Origin of the sequence: Desulfurivibrio alkaliphilus AHT 2, assembly GCF_000092205.1 — a bacterium.
Taxonomy (GTDB): Bacteria; Desulfobacterota; Desulfobulbia; order Desulfobulbales; family Desulfurivibrionaceae; genus Desulfurivibrio; species Desulfurivibrio alkaliphilus.
Map to the genome: position 1 here is coordinate 587,355 of NC_014216.1, position 16,052 is coordinate 603,406.

12 protein-coding genes and 1 pseudogene are annotated in these 16,052 nt (G+C 60.8%); 9 read left to right on the forward strand and 4 right to left on the reverse strand.

What is annotated here, in order from left to right; all coding sequences use genetic code 11:
• Window positions 1-6: 6 nt before the first annotated feature.
• The 7 genes and pseudogenes from DAAHT2_RS02530 (at window position 7) to DAAHT2_RS02560 (ending at window position 8,125) form a co-directional block, all read left to right on the forward strand.
• Complete coding sequence (locus DAAHT2_RS02530; RefSeq protein ID WP_013162736.1) at window positions 7-396, forward strand: RNA-binding S4 domain-containing protein; 390 nt, start codon at window positions 7-9, stop codon at window positions 394-396.
• Window positions 397-557: 161 nt separating this feature from the next.
• A pseudogene (locus DAAHT2_RS02535) lies at window positions 558-1,139 on the forward strand (IMP cyclohydrolase); the annotation flags it as partial.
• Between the two features lie 43 nt (window positions 1,140-1,182).
• Entirely contained in the window at window positions 1,183-1,749 is a 567-nt protein-coding gene (gene purN / locus DAAHT2_RS02540) for a phosphoribosylglycinamide formyltransferase (protein WP_013162738.1), read from the forward strand.
• Window positions 1,750-1,778: 29 nt separating this feature from the next.
• The gene (pyrR, locus tag DAAHT2_RS02545; protein WP_013162739.1) at window positions 1,779-2,321 is read left to right on the forward strand and encodes a bifunctional pyr operon transcriptional regulator/uracil phosphoribosyltransferase PyrR; all 543 of its coding nucleotides are present in this window, start codon (window positions 1,779-1,781) and stop codon (window positions 2,319-2,321) included.
• 3 nt (window positions 2,322-2,324) lie between these two features.
• The gene (locus tag DAAHT2_RS02550; protein ID WP_013162740.1) at window positions 2,325-3,701 is read left to right on the forward strand and encodes a sensor histidine kinase; all 1,377 of its coding nucleotides are present in this window, start codon (window positions 2,325-2,327) and stop codon (window positions 3,699-3,701) included.
• 31 nt (window positions 3,702-3,732) lie between these two features.
• The gene (locus tag DAAHT2_RS13720) at window positions 3,733-6,102 is read left to right on the forward strand and encodes a peptidase U32 family protein (protein ID WP_013162741.1); all 2,370 of its coding nucleotides are present in this window, start codon (window positions 3,733-3,735) and stop codon (window positions 6,100-6,102) included.
• A 112-nt stretch (window positions 6,103-6,214) separates the two neighbouring features.
• Window positions 6,215-8,125, forward strand: coding sequence for a flagellar hook protein FlgE (locus tag DAAHT2_RS02560; RefSeq protein WP_013162742.1), 1,911 nt, complete (start codon window positions 6,215-6,217; stop codon window positions 8,123-8,125).
• Window positions 8,126-8,239: 114 nt separating this feature from the next.
• Here the strand turns inward: DAAHT2_RS02560 and DAAHT2_RS02565 are convergent, their stop codons facing one another.
• Both DAAHT2_RS02565 and gltX read right to left on the reverse strand, forming a co-directional pair.
• Window positions 8,240-9,919 carry a glutamine--tRNA ligase/YqeY domain fusion protein gene (locus tag DAAHT2_RS02565; protein ID WP_013162743.1) on the reverse strand — a complete coding sequence of 560 codons (1,680 nt, stop codon included), beginning with the start codon at window positions 9,917-9,919 and terminating at the stop codon, window positions 8,240-8,242.
• An 18-nt stretch (window positions 9,920-9,937) separates the two neighbouring features.
• A complete protein-coding gene (gene gltX / locus DAAHT2_RS02570) occupies window positions 9,938-11,416 on the reverse strand; it encodes a glutamate--tRNA ligase (RefSeq protein WP_013162744.1) in 1,479 nt (492 codons plus the stop codon).
• Between the two features lie 380 nt (window positions 11,417-11,796).
• On the opposite strand from gltX, the gene DAAHT2_RS02575 reads away from it, so the two are divergent.
• A complete protein-coding gene (locus tag DAAHT2_RS02575; protein WP_013162745.1) occupies window positions 11,797-12,129 on the forward strand; it encodes a hypothetical protein in 333 nt (110 codons plus the stop codon).
• A gap of 162 nt (window positions 12,130-12,291) precedes the next feature.
• Here the strand turns inward: DAAHT2_RS02575 and era are convergent, their stop codons facing one another.
• Window positions 12,292-13,218, reverse strand: a complete 927-nt coding sequence (era, locus tag DAAHT2_RS02580) for a GTPase Era (protein ID WP_013162746.1) — start codon at window positions 13,216-13,218, stop codon at window positions 12,292-12,294.
• Between the two features lie 338 nt (window positions 13,219-13,556).
• Here era and DAAHT2_RS02585 point away from each other — a divergent pair, with 338 nt between their 5' ends.
• Window positions 13,557-15,605, forward strand: coding sequence for an RNB domain-containing ribonuclease (locus DAAHT2_RS02585; RefSeq protein ID WP_013162747.1), 2,049 nt, complete (start codon window positions 13,557-13,559; stop codon window positions 15,603-15,605).
• Between the two features lie 246 nt (window positions 15,606-15,851).
• Here the strand turns inward: DAAHT2_RS02585 and DAAHT2_RS02590 are convergent, their stop codons facing one another.
• A complete protein-coding gene (locus DAAHT2_RS02590) occupies window positions 15,852-16,052 on the reverse strand; it encodes a dual CXXC motif small (seleno)protein (RefSeq protein ID WP_013162748.1) in 201 nt (66 codons plus the stop codon).

Genomic DNA, 16,052 nt, shown 5'->3' on the forward strand with positions numbered 1-16,052 from the left:
GAATAAGTGGAAAAGGTCAGAATCGACAAGTGGCTGTGGGCCGCCCGTTTTTTCAAGACCCGCAGCATGGCGGCCCAGGCGGTCAACGGCGGCAAGGTGCACTTGAACGGCCAGCGGGCCAAGGCGGCCCGGTTGCTGGGGCCCGGTGACCGGCTGGAGATACACAAGGGTGAGTACGAGTTTGTCCTTACCGTGCGGCAGGTGGCCAGCCGCCGGCTCTCGGCCCCCCTGGCGGCGGAGCTTTATGAGGAGGACCCGGCCAGCCAGGCTAAGAGGCAGGAGCTGATCGAACAGCGCCGCCTGGCCCGCAAGACCGCCCCCCAACCCCCGGCCGGCCGCCCCGGCAAGCGGGACCGCCGCCTGATCAAAAGATTCATTCGTAAAAGCGACGAGTAGCGGTCGCGCCTCGCCAACTTGCTTTATCCTGCTTTTCCTCTGTGCTCCCGCTGCTTACTGTGTTAAATTGCGCCCTGCGACAGGGTTCAAATAAATGGAACCAAAACCTTTTATACCTTACTGTATTAAGTGATTAACTGTTACCACGAGGAGAAGCGGCAATGGGCAAAGCACAAAGGGCGCTGATCAGCCTGACGGACAAAAGCGGGATTGAAGAATTCGCCGGGGAACTGGCCAAGCTGGGTATTGAAATTCTTTCCACCGGCGGGACCGCCAAAAAGATGCGCGAGCATGGCATTGCGGTCAAGGACGTGGCCGAATTTACCGGCTTTCCCGAGATGCTTGATGGCCGGGTCAAGACCCTGCACCCCAAGGTCCACGGTGGCTTGCTGGCCCGGCGCGACAACCCCGAGCACGTGCGCCAGATGCAGGAGCACGGTTTGGAGCCCATCGATATTGTAGCGGTCAATCTTTACGCCTTTGAAAAAACCGTGGCCGATCCGGCCTGCACCCTGGACAAGGCCATTGAAAACATCGACATCGGCGGCCCCACCATGCTTCGCTCGTCGGCCAAGAACTTCCGTGACGTTACGGTGATCGTCGACCCGGCCGACTACCCCCAGGTGCTGGCCGAACTGAAAGAGCACGGCAATACCACCCTGAAAACCCGTTTCCGCCTGGCGGTCAAGGTCTTTGAGCTTACCGGCTGCTACGATACCGCCATTACCACCTGGCTCAAGCAGGTGGACGCGGACAACGAACCCTCGCTGCAGGAGTAAGGTGACCATGAATCTGGCGGTTTTGTTGTCCGGCTCCGGTCGGACTCTGGACAACTTTCAGCAGCAGATCAGCGAAGGTCGGATGGCCGGCAAGATCCAGGTGGTGGTGGCCAATACCGCCGACGCCCTGGGGCTGGAAAAGGCCCGTAATTACGGCATCCCGGCCTTCCACGGGGAGAATAACGAGGCGATTAACCGTATTTTGGCCGATTACCCCGTCGACCTGGTGCTGCTGGCCGGTTTCCTCAAGCTCTACACCCCGCCGGAGCATTTGCGCCGGTCGGTGCTCAATATTCACCCTTCGCTGATCCCTTCCTTTTGCGGCGACGGCATGTACGGCATGCGGGTGCATCGGGCGGTGAAGGCCCGGGGGGTGAAGGTCAGCGGTTGCACGGTCCATTTTGCCAACGAGGTGTACGACGAGGGGCCCATCGTGGTGCAGCGCTGCGTGGCCCTGGAAGATGGCGACAGCCCGGAGGACATCGCCGCCCGGGTCTTTGCCGCCGAATGCCAGGCCTACCCCGAGGCGGTGAACCTGGTGGCGGCAAGAGGGGTGGAGGCGTTCTGGCTTTAGCGGTTTCACCAATTTAAAAGAGGCACAAAATGCAAAAAGTCAAAACCAGGCTACTGGACGGCGACGATATCGACCGCACCCTTTCCCGCATGTCCATGCAGATTGTCGAGCATAACCATGGGGTGGAAAACCTGGCCATTATCGGTATTTACACCGGCGGGGTGTACCTGGCCCAGCGCATCCAGGCCCTGATCCAGGAACAGTTCGGGATCAGCCTGCCCGCCGGCAGTCTGGATATCACCCTCTACCGCGACGACTGGAGCCTGGCGGCGCAGAATCCGGTGGTGAAAAAGACCGCCATCGATTTTTCGCTGCAGGACAAGGTGGTGGTGCTGGTGGATGATGTGGTGTTCACCGGCCGCACCATCCGGGCGGCCCTGGACGCCATCATGGACCTGGGCCGGCCCCGTTGCATTCAACTGGCGTCCCTGGTTGATCGCGGCGGGCGGGAGTTGCCCATCCAGGCCGATTTTGTCGGCCTGGATGTTCAGGTGGGGCTGGGCGAACATGTCCATGTCCTGTTGCGGGAACATGACGGCGTGGACGAGGTGGTACTGGTGCGCCAGGGGTAAACGATGAGTGCCGGGGAAGAACAAAGCGCCCTGCAGATGGTGCTGAAGCGGGTGGAGGAAAAGCAGCGCAGCTACCGGCGCTATAACTTTTCCGAGGCCCAGAATGCCGTGTTGCGGACATTTTTCGACCTGGCCCAGGAATATGATTCCATGGAAGACTTTTACCGGGTCTGCGTGGCCGTGCCCCGGGTCATGCTCGGCTTGAAAGCCCGCCTCTATCTGCTCAATGAGCGCCGGAACACCCTGCAACTGATTTGCGACAGCGAGAGTGGGCTGGTAACTCCGCCGGAGCCGGTGGCGACGACTGATCTTAGTTGCCGTACCCGGGCCAAGGATGATTCCCTGCATGTCCCTATTCAACGCAAACCATCGCCCTATGACAGCAGCACCGAAGAGCGTTCCGTGGCCGATCTGGTTTTGGGCCGGCTGGAGATTGCCGGCGGGGCGGCAATGGATAAGGCGGATCGCTTTTTTCTCCGCAAATATGCCAACCGGATCGGTTACAACCTGCACAATCGCCTGATCGCCCAGCAGAATATCCGACACCTCAGGTTTATCAACAACCTGGTGACCGATATTGAACACAACGTGATCACCCCCAACATGTATTTCCGCCACCTGTTCAACAAGTTGCGCAAACGGCTGGCGGAGTTGGAGGAGGTCAGTCAGGAATTTTCCCGCATGCGCCAGGCGGACCTTTGTGACGGTCAGACCTGCGGTCTGGTGCAGCAGCGGCTGGAGCTCATTTACGATGAGCTGGCTGCCAATCATCGGGAGATGCAGGAGCATTACAACAATTACAGCCTTTTTCTGGAAAGCCTGTTCCGGCGCGATCATTTTCGTAAAGGCCATCTGGTTTTGCGCCCCCGGGCCTGTTCCATTGAAAAAGAGGTGATTGCGCCGCAACTGGAACACTACGGCAATCGCCTGGTCAGGCAGGGGATCAAAATTTCCCAGCCCAGGGACATGGCCGAAGAGGAAATTACCCTGCGGGTGGATGTGGGGCTGCTCTCCCAGGTTTACGCCAACTTTTTTTCCAACGCCGTCAAGTATACCTCATCGGTGCATGACCATAACGGTGAGACGATTAAGCTCATGGCCTACGGCCGGGAATATCTCAGCGACTATTTTGGCCCGGGGAAAGATGGGGTCAAGTTCAACGTCTTTACCACCGGAGAGCATTTAAGCGAACGGGAAGCGCAGATGCTGTTCAGTGACGGCTTCCGCGGCGAGGCCGGGCAGGGTAAGCCCGGTACCGGTCACGGCCTGGCCTTTATCAAACAGGTGGTGGAAATCCACGGCGGGGTGGTGGGGTATGAACCCACCGCCATGGGCAACAACTTCTATTTCATCCTTCCTCTTTCTCCCGATGAAGCCTGATTCTCCGGCTGGCGGTAGCAATCGTGCGGCCATGGAACTGCTGGCGCCGGCGGGCAACCTGGAAACATTTGCCGCGGCGGTGGAGGCCGGGGCCGATGCGATTTATATCGGCGCTCCAGGAGCCAACGCCCGGGCTTTGGCCAGGGATCTGCCGGTGGCGGAAATTGCCGCCATGATCGATTATGCCCATGGTCGCGGGGTGCGGGTGTACGCGGCCATGAACAGTCTGCTGAAGGAAGATGAACTGGTTTCGGCCGCCGCCACCGTGGAAATGCTGGCAGGGCTTAAGATTGATGCCCTGATTATTCAGGATCTGGGCCTGCACCGGCTTTGTCGCCGATTTTTCCCCGACCTGCGACTGCATGCCAGCACCCTGATGGGGGCCCATAACAGCCTGGCGGTGCACCAGTTGGACGCTTTGGGTTTTGCGCGGGTGGTGCTGGCTCGCGAGTTGACCCTGGCGGAGATTGCCGACATTGGCCGGCAATCCCGGGTAGGGCTGGAGGTTTTCGTGCACGGGGCCATGTGTTTCAGCTATTCCGGCCTCTGTCTGTTCAGCAGTTACCTGGGCGGCAAGAGCAGCATGCGCGGCCGCTGCGTGCAGCCCTGCCGTCGGGCTTATCGCTGGTCGGCGCCCCAGCCCGGCGGGCCTGGCAAAAGGCGGGGGGCGGGTCGTACCGGCCGGGAAGAGGGGGGCAAGGCGGCCTATCTTTTTTCCATGAACGATCTGGCGGCCCTGGAGTTGCTGCCGGAGTTGTGGCGGGCCGGAGTAGGCTCGATCAAGATTGAAGGCCGAATGAAAAGCGCCCAGTATGTGGACCGGGTGGTGCGGGCTTACCGGCGGGTGCTTGATGCGCTGCAAAAGCCAGGGGAACCGGGAGAGCATGGGGCCGCAACGGTGGAGCGGGCCATGGAAGAAGGGTATGCCCTGTTGGCGGAGGCCATGGGCCGCCGCACCAGCACGGGTTTTTTGCAACTACCTTTCAAAGAGTTGGTCACCCCCGGTCATTCGGGCAATATCGGTCATTTCCTCGGCAAACTAAGCCCCGGTGGCGGCCGGTGGGCGCGGTTGAAACTGCGGCATTCGCTGCGTAAAGGTGATCGCCTGCGTCTGCACCGTGAGCAGGATGGTGAACGGACGGCCTTTACCCTGCAGGAAATCAGGCTGTGCAGCGATGGCGGGGCAGGTTCGGGCAAGCGGCAAACGGCCGGCGGCGAGGCCCTGGCGGCGGCCCGGGAAGGGCAGGAGGTCGAGTTGCGGTTGCCGGTGGCGGGCGGGGCCGGAGACAGCCTTTATCTGGTTGATCTGGCCCAGCGCCGGCGGATGGCAACCCGTTGCGCCCTGACGGTCAAGCAAGAGCATCGGCGTCGGGCGGCGAGCTGGGAAAAGCGGTTGCCCAGCCGGGAGATGATAAGTTTCATCGGCGCCGGCAGCGGTGGCGGCGCCAGGACCAGAGCCGGGGCCGGGGCCGGCGGCAGGAGCGGCAAAAAGCCCCGGGAAAAGGAAAAAACCGGCCCGCCGGGGCGGGGCAAGGCACCTTCTTTGCCCCTGTGGCTCCGTTTGGATGACCTTAAAATGCTGCCCCGGCGGCTGCCGCCGGAGGTTGAGCGGGTGGTGCTGCCTTTGTCGCCGGTTTTTTGGCCGCAACTGGCGGCGGCCGGCAAACTTTGGCGCTCTTTGGGCGAGCGCCTGATCTGGGCTTTGCCGCCGGTGATGCTGGAAAATGACCTGCCTTTTTATCGTGCAAAAATTGCCGAGCTGCGAAGTAAAAACTGTAATGCCTGGCAACTTGGCCATTTGAGTCAGTTGCAGCTTTTCGCCGACGCTGCCGGGGCCTTGCCGCCGGCAGCCAAGGGCGGCAAAAAACGTCGGCCGCGTTCACCGTTGCTGCTGTACGGCGATTATACCCTGAATATTCTTAACAGTCTGGCCGGTGAAAGTTATGGGCAGTTAGGCTTAGCCTCCGTGCAGGCGGCCATCGAGACCGATCGGGACAACCTGCTGGCCCTGCTGGCCGGGCTGCGTCCCAAAGGCGCCCCAAAACGGGCTGGAGGGCAGGCGCTGCCGCTGGGGTTGACCTTGTACGGCCGGCCGCCACTTTTTACCTCCCGTCTGGATTCCGTACATTTTCGCTATCAGGTGCCTTTTCTTAGTCCCCGGGAGGAAAGATTCGTGCTGCTGCGGGAGCATGACCTGACTCTGGCCCTGGCTGCCCGACCCTTTTCCCTGCTCTCCCGGGCCGAGGAATTGGCCGCCGCAGGCTTGGCTTTCGGGGTGGTTGATTTGCGTTACCAAAAGATAAGCCGCCAGGAGCTGCTGCCCCTGTTGCGCCAGGCCGGTAAAACCCATCGCCGGAGCGGCGATACCGATAACTTCAACTTTCTTGCCGGCCTGGACTGAACCGGCGGCGGCAAAAACTTCCCGGTGAACCCCCTTTTGCTGTTGGCACACTAATTGCTTCTAAACCTGCCCGAGGGATTTTGTTTAATCATTCGCTACGGCAGGAGGAGTTATGTCGCTGCATAACATGATGTTCAACGGGATGAGCGGGATCAACAGTATGGCCGGCAACATGGCGGTGCTGGGTGATAATGTCGCCAACATTAACACCGTTTCCTACAAAAATTCCCAGACCACCTTCCAGAATGTCCTGACCTCTTCCCAGGATCGTTTCCATGAGGTGGGCAACGGCTCTCAAATTCAGGCGATCAGCAAAAATTTCCGCCCCGGCCCCCTGGAGCAGACCACTAAAGCCACCGATATGGCCATTGGCGGCAAGGGCTTTTTCATGGTCAACGATTACAACGGGGAAACTCTTTACACCCGCGATGGCCAGTTTGATCTCAAGGTGGAAGATTATACCCCGGCAGGTTTTTACAACCTGGTTACTCCGGCCGGTTACCGGGTGCAGGGGTTGAACCTGGATTATGGCAACGGCAACGGGCAGCCTGGCGATATTCTGGTCCGGCGCGACTCCCTGCCCCAGGCCACCGAAAATGTCACCCTGGCGTTGAACCTGCAAAGCAGTGCGGCGCCCCCCACCGACACCACCTCCCTTTATGAGTCCTGGAACGGGGCTGCCACGCCGCCGCTGGCCGCCGGCGCCTATGACTACCAGACCTCAATAGAGGCTTATGATGACCAGGGGCAGAGCTTTCCCTTGAACATCTTTTTTGATCATACCGACAACCCCCAGGAGCGAGAGTTTCTCATCACCCATGATCCCGCCCTGGACCGCCGCCTGATGCCCGACGGCAGTCGCTACAACAGTGGCCCGGAACCGGAAAAGGGGGCCGGCGCCCTGCTGTACGGCAAGCTGATCTTCAGCAGTGTCGGGGAGTTGATGGATATCCAAGCCTGGGCCGTGCCGCCGGACGGCAACCTGGAGCTGTGGCTGCCGGCCGATGGTGACGACGGCGAGGAAACCGGCACCGGAGAACTGCTCCCCAGTGAGTACTGGCAGCAGCCGGATGCCGGCAGCGGGCTTTTTTCCTTTGACTACAACATCAGCGGCACCGGTGACAACCTTAGCTCCACCATCGATTTCGGCACCACCCTTTCCCGGCAGGTGGCTACCAGCAGCGGGATGCTCAAGGCTGACGGTTCCGGCGCCGCCGCCCCCGGCGCGCATGTCTTAACTACCTGGAATCAGGTTTATGACAGCAACGGCCAGCAGGTGCAGGAAGGCGATACTTTTATTTTTCAGGGTTTAAATCATCAGGGGGAAGAGGTAACGTCCACCTACGTGGTGGATTATGGTGAGCGGGTGGAAGATCTGATGCTGCAGCTGGAGGCGGATTTCAATGTTACGGCTCTGCTCAGGAACGGCCGCCTGGAACTGCAGGCCAACGACCCGGGTGAAAGTCAGATGGCCATAACCTCGGTTACCTACCTGGATGCCGCCGGCAACAGCCCGGCCGACAACCCTGATCTGGCCCAACCGTTTGGTGAACAGGGGGCGGAATTTGCTTTGGAGTTGGGGCAGGATATGGAGCTTTCGCCGCTTCGCACCACCAACTACGCCACGTCGAGCAGCACCATTTTTCAGGACCAGGACGGTTATGGTGCGGGGGTGTTGCAAAACGTTTCCGTTAAGCCCGATGGCACCATTGTCGGCAACTACTCAAACGGTCAGAGCCATGACCAGGCCCAGGTGATGCTGGCAGACTTCGCCAACTACCATGGCCTGATCCCCGGCAGTAACAACACCTACCAAGCGTCGGCGCAGTCCGGCGACCCGGTCATCGGGACCCCCGGCAGCGGGGTCTTTGGCCAAGTGTTGGGCAGTTCCCTGGAGGGTTCCAACGTGGACCTGGCCCGCCAGTTTGCCGACCTCACCATGACCCAGCGGATCTTCCAGGCCAACTCCAAATCCATCACCACCGCCGACGAAATCCACCAGACCCTGATGCGCCTAAAGTAGTGTAAAGGTAATCGTTCAGCAGTGCCGCAGGTTGCGGCAAGCGAGACGGCGCCGCGTACCTCAGTACGCAAGCCGGCTCGATCGCCGCAAGATGCGGTGCTGCTGAACGATTACCTACCGGGACCAGGTGTCGCGCAGGGTGGCGGTTCGGTTGAAGACCGGCCGCTCGGGGGTGGAGTCCTTGGCATCCAGGCAAAAATAACCCTGGCGTTCAAACTGGTAAGGCTGGTCGGGCTGGGCTTCGGCCAGGGCGGGTTCCAGGAGGCAGTTTTCAAGCGCCACCAGGGAGTCGGGATTGACGAAATCCTTGAAGTCAGCCCCATCGGCGGCGGCTTTTTCCGGGCTTTCCACGGTAAACAGCCGGTCGTAGAGCCGAACTTCCGCCCTGACGGCCTGAGCGGCCGCCACCCAGTGGATGGTGCCCTTAACCTTGCGGCCGTCGGGGGCGTTCCCCCCCAGGGTGGCCGGATCGTAGGTGCAGCGCAGTTCCACCACCTCGCCGGCCTCGTCTTTCACCACTTCCTCGCACTTGATAAAGTAAGCGTAACGCAGCCGGACCTCGCGGCCCGGAGCCAGGCGGAAGAATTTTTTTACCGGCTCTTCCATGAAGTCCCGGCGTTCAATGTAGATTTCCCGGCTAAAGGGCAGGGGGCGGGTGCCGAATTCCGGCTTTTGAGGATGATTTTGCCCGGTCAGCTCTTCGGTTTGCCCTTCCGGGTAATTGGTGATCACCACCTTGAGGGGTTCCAGCACCCCCATCACTCGGGGGGCCGTTTCGTTGAGTTGTTCCCGCACGCAGTGTTCCAGCAGCCCCACATCCACCAGGCTGTCCTTTTTGGCCAGCCCGATGCGCCGGCAGAAGTCGCGGATTGCCTCCGGCGGGTAACCCCGGCGGCGGATGCCCGATAAGGTCGGCATGCGGGGGTCGTTCCAACCCTGCACAAACCCCTCGTTGACCAGTTGCAGCAACTTGCGTTTGCTGACCACGGTATAGGCCAGGTTGAGGCGGGCAAACTCGATCTGCCGGGGGCGGCAGGGTACCGGCAGGTTGTCGAGAATCCAGTCGTAGAGGGGCCGGTGATCGGCAAACTCCAGGGTGCAGAGGGAATGGGTTACCCCCTCCAGGGCATCGGAGATGGGGTGGGTGAAATCGTACATGGGGTAGATGCACCACTGCTCGCCGGTGCGATGGTGGGCCCGGTGCATGATCCGGTAGAGCACCGGGTCGCGCAGGTTGAGGTTGCCCGAGGCCATGTCGATTTTGGCCCGCAGCACCTTGGCCCCGTCGGGGAATTCCCCGGCCCGCATCCGGCGGAACAGCTCCAGGCTCTCTTCCCGGGGGCGTTCCCGGTGGGGGCTGTTGGTGCCCGGTTCGGTAAGGGTGCCCCGGCTGGCCCTGATCTCCTCGGCGCTTAATTCGCAGACATAAGCCTTGCCGTCTTTGATCAGTTGTTCGGCGTACTCGTAGAGCTGCTCGAAATAATCCGAGGCGAAATAAAGGTGTTCCTGCCAGTCGAACCCCAGCCAGCGGACATCCTCTTTGATGGCCTCGACGTATTCGTGCTCTTCCTTGCTGGGGTTGGTGTCGTCGAAGCGTAGGTGGCAGCGGGCCGGGGTGAACTCCCGGGCCAGGCCGAAGTTAAGGCAGATGGACTTGGCGTGCCCGATATGCAGGTAACCATTGGGTTCCGGCGGAAAGCGGGTAACCACCTCGTCATGTTTGCCGGCGGCCAGGTCTTCGGTGATGATGGCCCGGATAAAATCGGCGGGCACAGGCTTGGTCTGATCGCTCATATCTTTATGCTGCACTCCTCACGCAAAATATTTTCCCGCTTCCCGCAGGCGGCCGATTACCTTGTCCCGCTCCAGGTGAGCAAAGACCTCAAACATGCTGGGGCCTTTGATCTGGCCGGTGATCACCGCCCGGGCGCCGTTGATGGGAATACCCGGCTTAACGCCATGGGCCTCGGCCAACTCCCTGGCCACCCGTTCAGCCTCCTCCGGGGTGATCTCCGGCAGGGCCGCCAGCCGGTCGGCCAGTTCCGGCAGCCATTCTTGCAGTTGCGGGTGTTTGAGCAGGTTTTTCTCCCGGGCCTTGTCATCCACCGTAAAGTCGTCGGCAAACCAGGCCCGGCCGAGGGTGGTGAAATCCTTTAAGGTATGAAAGCGCTCCCGGGTCATCTCCAGGGTCTTTTCAAACCAGGCCTTTTTCTCTCCCTGGTAAGCCGGGTCCCAGATTTTTTCCTGCTCCAGAAACGGTCTGACCAGTGAGGCCAGTTCGCTTACCGGGATGGTGCGCAGGTAATGGGCGTTAATGTTGATGGCCTTGGGATCGGTAAAGAACTTGGGGTCGTCCTTGCGGTAGTTGAAGATGGAATTGGCCTTGCTGATGCCGGCCAGGGAAAAGGCCTCGATCAGTTCCTCTTTGCTGAAAATCTCCCGGTCGTCGCCGGGCGACCAGCCCAGCAGGACCAGGAAGTTGACCAGGGCCCAGGAGATGAAACCCTGCTCCCGGTAAAACTGCACCGCCACCACCTCGCCGTGGCTGCGTTTGGAGATTTTGGCCTTGTTCAGATCCAGGGTCAGCGGCATGTGGGCAAAAGTCGGCGGGTTGGCGCCCAAAGCCCGGTAGAGCAGGATCTGGCGCGGCGTGTTGGCCAGCCCGTCCTGGCCGCGGATGACGTGGCTGATTTTATCGCGGATATCATCCACCACGTTGCACAACAGGTAGAGCGGCTGGCCGTTGGAGCGGACGATGACAAAATCTTCGATATCCTGGTAGCTGCGCTCGATGCCGCCGTACACCTCATCCTTGAAGGCCACCAAGCCGGCCTCTTGGGGTACTTTGAAGCGGATTACATAAGGGGTGCCGGCGGCCTCGCGGGCGGCCGCCTCTTCCGGGCTCAGGTCGCGGCAAGCCCCGTTGTAGCGGTAATCGGCCTTGGCCTTGACGGCGGCTTCCCGGCGGGCTTCCAGTTCTTCCTTGCTGCAAAAGCACTTGTATGCCTGGCCGCCGGCCAGCAGCTTGGCCGCCGCCGCCCGGTGTTCGTCGGCATGGTCGGTCTGGAAATAAGGCCCTTCGTCCCAGTCCAACCCCAGCCACTCCATGCCGTCGATAATGCCGCGGATGGATTCTTCCGTGGAGCGTTCGGCGTCGGTATCTTCAATGCGCAGCACCATTTTGCCGCCGTGTTTCTTGGCAAACAGCCAGTTGTAGATGGCGGTTCTGGCGCCGCCGATATGCAAATAGCCGGTGGGGCTGGGGGGAAAACGAACACGTACTTCGCTCATGCCGCAAATCTCCTGGATGGATATGAGTAAGAGTAACCGTTCACCAAGGGTACTAACCTGTCGGTCTAACGGGCCGTAACCGTTCAGCAGTGCCGCAGGTTCGGGCAAGCAGCCAGGCGCAGCGTACCCCTGTACGTAAGCTTGGCTGATCGCCCGAAGATGCGGTGCTGCTGAACGGTTACTGAGTAAGAAAATAATTTGTCGCTGGTTATAGCGTTTTTTGCCGCGATGTTCAATGAATGACTTAAGCCAGGTTTATTTGCATTTATTTATTTCTCATTGTATGATCACAGTTATAAAGGTGAATAGCGTTTTCGCCCACCGGCTTTACCAGGTGGTACCAGTCCGCGATGGCGGAACGAAGTGACAGGAGGTGCGCCATGATCCTTGACGTGACCAGTGGAGTTAACCAGGGCCAGATGCGGCCGGAACGGCCGGAAATTGCTCCTGTACCCAACGAGGCCAACCGGGCCCAGCCCGAACGTAATGAGGCCGGTCAAACCAGCGAGTTTAACCCCGGGGTGGTAACTGAATTTTCCGCTGCCGCCATGGAACTGGCCCGGCCGGTAACCGATGCCGAGCAACCGGCCGATACCACCCGTGGCGATGATGCCATGGAGCGGGAAGACCGGGGTGTCGCCCAGGCCAACCGGGAAGAACAGGCCCGCCAAGCCCAGGAGCCCCAACGCCGGACCATTGATGTAATGGTGTAGTAACCGTTCACCGGGGGTACCAACCTGCCGGTATAACGGGCCGTAAGCGAACAGCCGTGCCGCAGGTTCGGGCAAGCAGCCAAGCGCAGCGTACCCCCTGTACGTAAGCTTGGCTGATCGCCCGAAGATGCGGTGCGGCTGTTCGCTTACCCCCCTCCAGCATTATCCTTCGTGTATTCCCAGTTCCTGCAGAACCCGCATATTGCCGGTCCAGTTTTTCTGCACCTTCACCCAGAGCTTCAGCAGCACTTTGGTGCCCAGCATGGCCTCGATCTCCCGTCGGGCCGAGCGGCCGATCTGTTGCAGCATCCGCCCCCGGTTGCCGATGATGATCCCTTTTTGCGAGTTTTTTTCCACGATAATGGTGGCGTCGATGGTGGTCAGCGGGGGAGCCGACTCCTCGCGGAAGCGGTCGATGAGCACGGCGGTGGAGTAAGGCAGCTCATCCCGGGTCAGCAGCATGATCTTCTCCCGGATGATTTCGCCGCAGAGAAAACGTTCACTGGCGTCGGTGGGGATATCCTCGGGAAAGAGCCGAGGGCCGCGGGGCAGCAGCCTGGTCAGTTCGTCGAGCAGGGTCTCCTGGCCCTCGCCGCTGAGGGCGGAGAGAGGAATAATGGCGGCAAAGGGGTAGACCTCCTGCCAGGCGGCGATAACGGGCAGCAGCTTTTCCTTGCCCACCTGGTCGATTTTATTGCACAGCAGCAAGGCGGGCAGGTTGGCCCGCTGCAGCAGTTGCCCGGCCTGCCGGCGCTGCTCCGGGCGGCTGTCCGCTTCCGGTGAGCTGACGTCGATCATATAGGCCACCGCGTCCACTTCGCTTACGGTGCGGCGGGCGATTTTGACCATTTCACTGTTGAGCCGGCTGCGGCCCTGGTGCAGACCGGGGGTGTCCAGGAAGACGATCTGGCGGGTCGGTTGGTTGAAGACCCCCAGTACCCGGTTGCGGGTGGTCTGCGGCTTGGGTGAGACGATGGAGATTTTTTGGCCCAGCAGGTTATTGAGCAGGGTCGATTTACCGGCGTTGGGCGGACCGACCAGGGCCACAAAGCCGCAGGTGATCTCGTCTGGTGATGGGGCAGCGTTCATTGGTGGGTTCCTTGGGTGCATGCTTATTTGAAGCAACAGAATCTACCATTTTTGCGCTGTTTTGTCCTCATTCTTTACCATGGCCATGGCGCTGTTTTCAGTGACAAGTGTAAGCGTTCACCAGGGGGGGGGGTAAGCTGCCGGTTTAACGGGCCGTAAACGTTCAGCAGTGCCGCAGATTCGGGCAAGCAGCCAGGCGCAGCGTACCCCCTGTACGTAAGCCTGGCTGATCGCCCGAAGATGTGGTGCTGCTGAACGTTTACGTGACAAGTCGGTTGATTCCTGTTAGAGGGAAAGGCTTGTCTTGATCAATCGTTAACCCGTTCCCCCGATTACTTATGGTTTCTCCTGGAAATATCGTTGAATATGTCGAGCAGGGTAAGTTTATCTGTGGCGTGGTGGTGGAGGTGGCCGCCAATCGTTTGCGGATTTTTAATCAAAACGGCCGCGAGCTGAACCTGCCCCGGGCCCGGGTGGTGCATTGTTCCGGGTACTCGTTGCCGACCGGCATGTCTCGGGATGAGCAGCGCCGCCGATTGCAGGAGGTTGACCAGCAGCGGCGGGAGTTGACCGGGCGGATCGAGATCGAAACGGTCTGGGAGCTGGCCGCCGCCGAGGCGGATCAGTTCTTTACCCCCCTCTTTCTGGCCCAGTTGAACTTCGGCGGGGAGGCCGACGATGATCAGGTGGCGGCCTTCCTGCGGGCGGTGTTCATCGACCGTCTGTTTTTCAAATACAAGGATGGCCAGGTGATGGCCCATCCGGCCGAGGTGGTGGAGCAACTGCAAAACCGTCTGGAGCAGGAGCGGCAACGGGAGGCCCTGCTGGCCGACGGCGCCCGCCGGCTGCAGGCGCTCTTTGTCGCCAAGGTGCCGCAGGTGGCGCCGCCTGCCGCCATCGGCGGCGGGGATGCGGCGGTGGCCACCGATGTAGAAGCCTGGCCGGAGCGAGAGCGCTGTCTCAAGCTGCTGCAGGACTATTATCTGCTGGCCAACGACGCCGAAGAGAGCGAGCTGGCCCGGGAGTTGCTCAAACGTTCGGGGCTGACCCGGCCCCACGATATCTATCATCTGCTGGTCGGGGTGGGGGTCTGGCAGGCCGACGAGAATATTCCCCTGTTGCGGGCCGGGGTGCCGGTGGCCTTCAGCGAAGAAGAGATGGCGGCGGCCGAGGCGTGCCAGGAGACCGAGGCCGACACCCTGCTGGCCCAGGGGAGGGTGGACCTGCGCCACTTACCGGTGCTCACCATCGACGGCAAATCCACCCGCGATCTTGACGATGCCCTGCACCTGGAACGGCAGGGGGAAAACTTTGTGGTGGGTATTCACATCGCCGATGTGGCCCACTACGTCAAACCCGGCTCACTGCTGTTCAAGACGGCGGTGGAGCGGGTGACGTCGCTTTATTTTCCCGAGGGGCAGGTGCCCATGCTGCCGCCGCGGCTCTCCGAGGATCTGTGCAGCCTGGTGGCCGGTCGCGATCGGCCGGCCATGAGTTTCCTGGTCACCCTGACCCCCGACGGCGATATTGTTTCCTCCCGGATCGTTGCCAGCGTGATCCGGGTGGCCCGGCGGTTGGATTACGAGCAGGTGGAGCAGCTGCTGCCGGCAGATTCTGACCTGCAAAATCTGCTGACCTTAAGCCAGGCTCTGCGTCGCCGCCGGATTGAGGCCGGCGCTTTGTTGCTGCCCATTCCCGATGTCAATATCAGCATCGACGAGCGGGGCAACCCGGAGGTCAGCCTGGAAGATGTGGATATCCCGGCCCGCTTGCTGGTTTCGGAGATGATGGTGCTGGCCAATATGCTGGCGGCGGAGTACGTGGCCCAGCAGCAGGTGCCTGGACTGTTCCGCAGCCAGGACGACCCGCACCAGCGCCTGGTACATGGTTACGAGCAGGATATTTTCACCATCTGGCGCCAGCGCAAACAGCTCAAGCCCGGTCAGTTGCTTACCCGGCCCGAGCGCCACAGCGGGGTGGGGGCGGCCAGTTACACTACCATCACCTCCCCCATTCGGCGTCTGTTGGATCTGGCCATGCAGCACCAGGTGCACGGGTTGATTGCCCGGCAAGGAGCGGTGCTTGCCGAGCCGGATTTGATGGACCTGGTAGCGGCCATCAATACCACCCAGGGGCGGCTTAACCAGGTGAAAAGGGAGCGTCAGCGTTACTGGTTGCTGAAGTATCTGCAAAGCAAGGTGGGCCGGTGGCTGGATGTTCTGGTGGTGGCCCGCGGCCCCAGACGGGTAACAGTGGTACTCACCGACTGTCTGCTGGAAGGAGACCTGCCCCCGGGCCGAGGCGTGAGTGTCGAGCCGGGAGATGTGGTCGCAGTAAAGATCGCCAAGGCCGATCCACTGGATGGCACCCTGCGCCTGGAATGGTAGGGTAATCGTTCAGCAGCACCGCAGCTTGCGACGATCGACCCGGCTTGCGTACTGATGTACGCGGCACCGGTTCGCTTGTCGCAATCTGCGGCACTGCTGAACGATTACCAACAAATTAATCCACCATAGGCGCAAACAAAAAACGCGCAGCAGTGCCGCAGCTTGTGGCAAGCAGCCCGGCGCCGCGTACACCAGGTACGCAAGCCGGGCTGATCGCCACAAGATGCGGTGCTGCTGCGCGTTTTTTTAGTCGTAGATGATGCTGTTCCAGCGTTCCAGGATCGCTTCGGTCTGGGCATCGAGGCGGTGGGCCACCTCGTGGATCTGAAATTGCCGCCGGCACTGTCCGCACTCCATGCGGACCCGGCCGCAGGAACGCAGGATGGTCAGCCGGCCGGCGTCGCATTGGGGGCAGGTCATGGTGGTGGCGGTACCGGTGGCAAACAT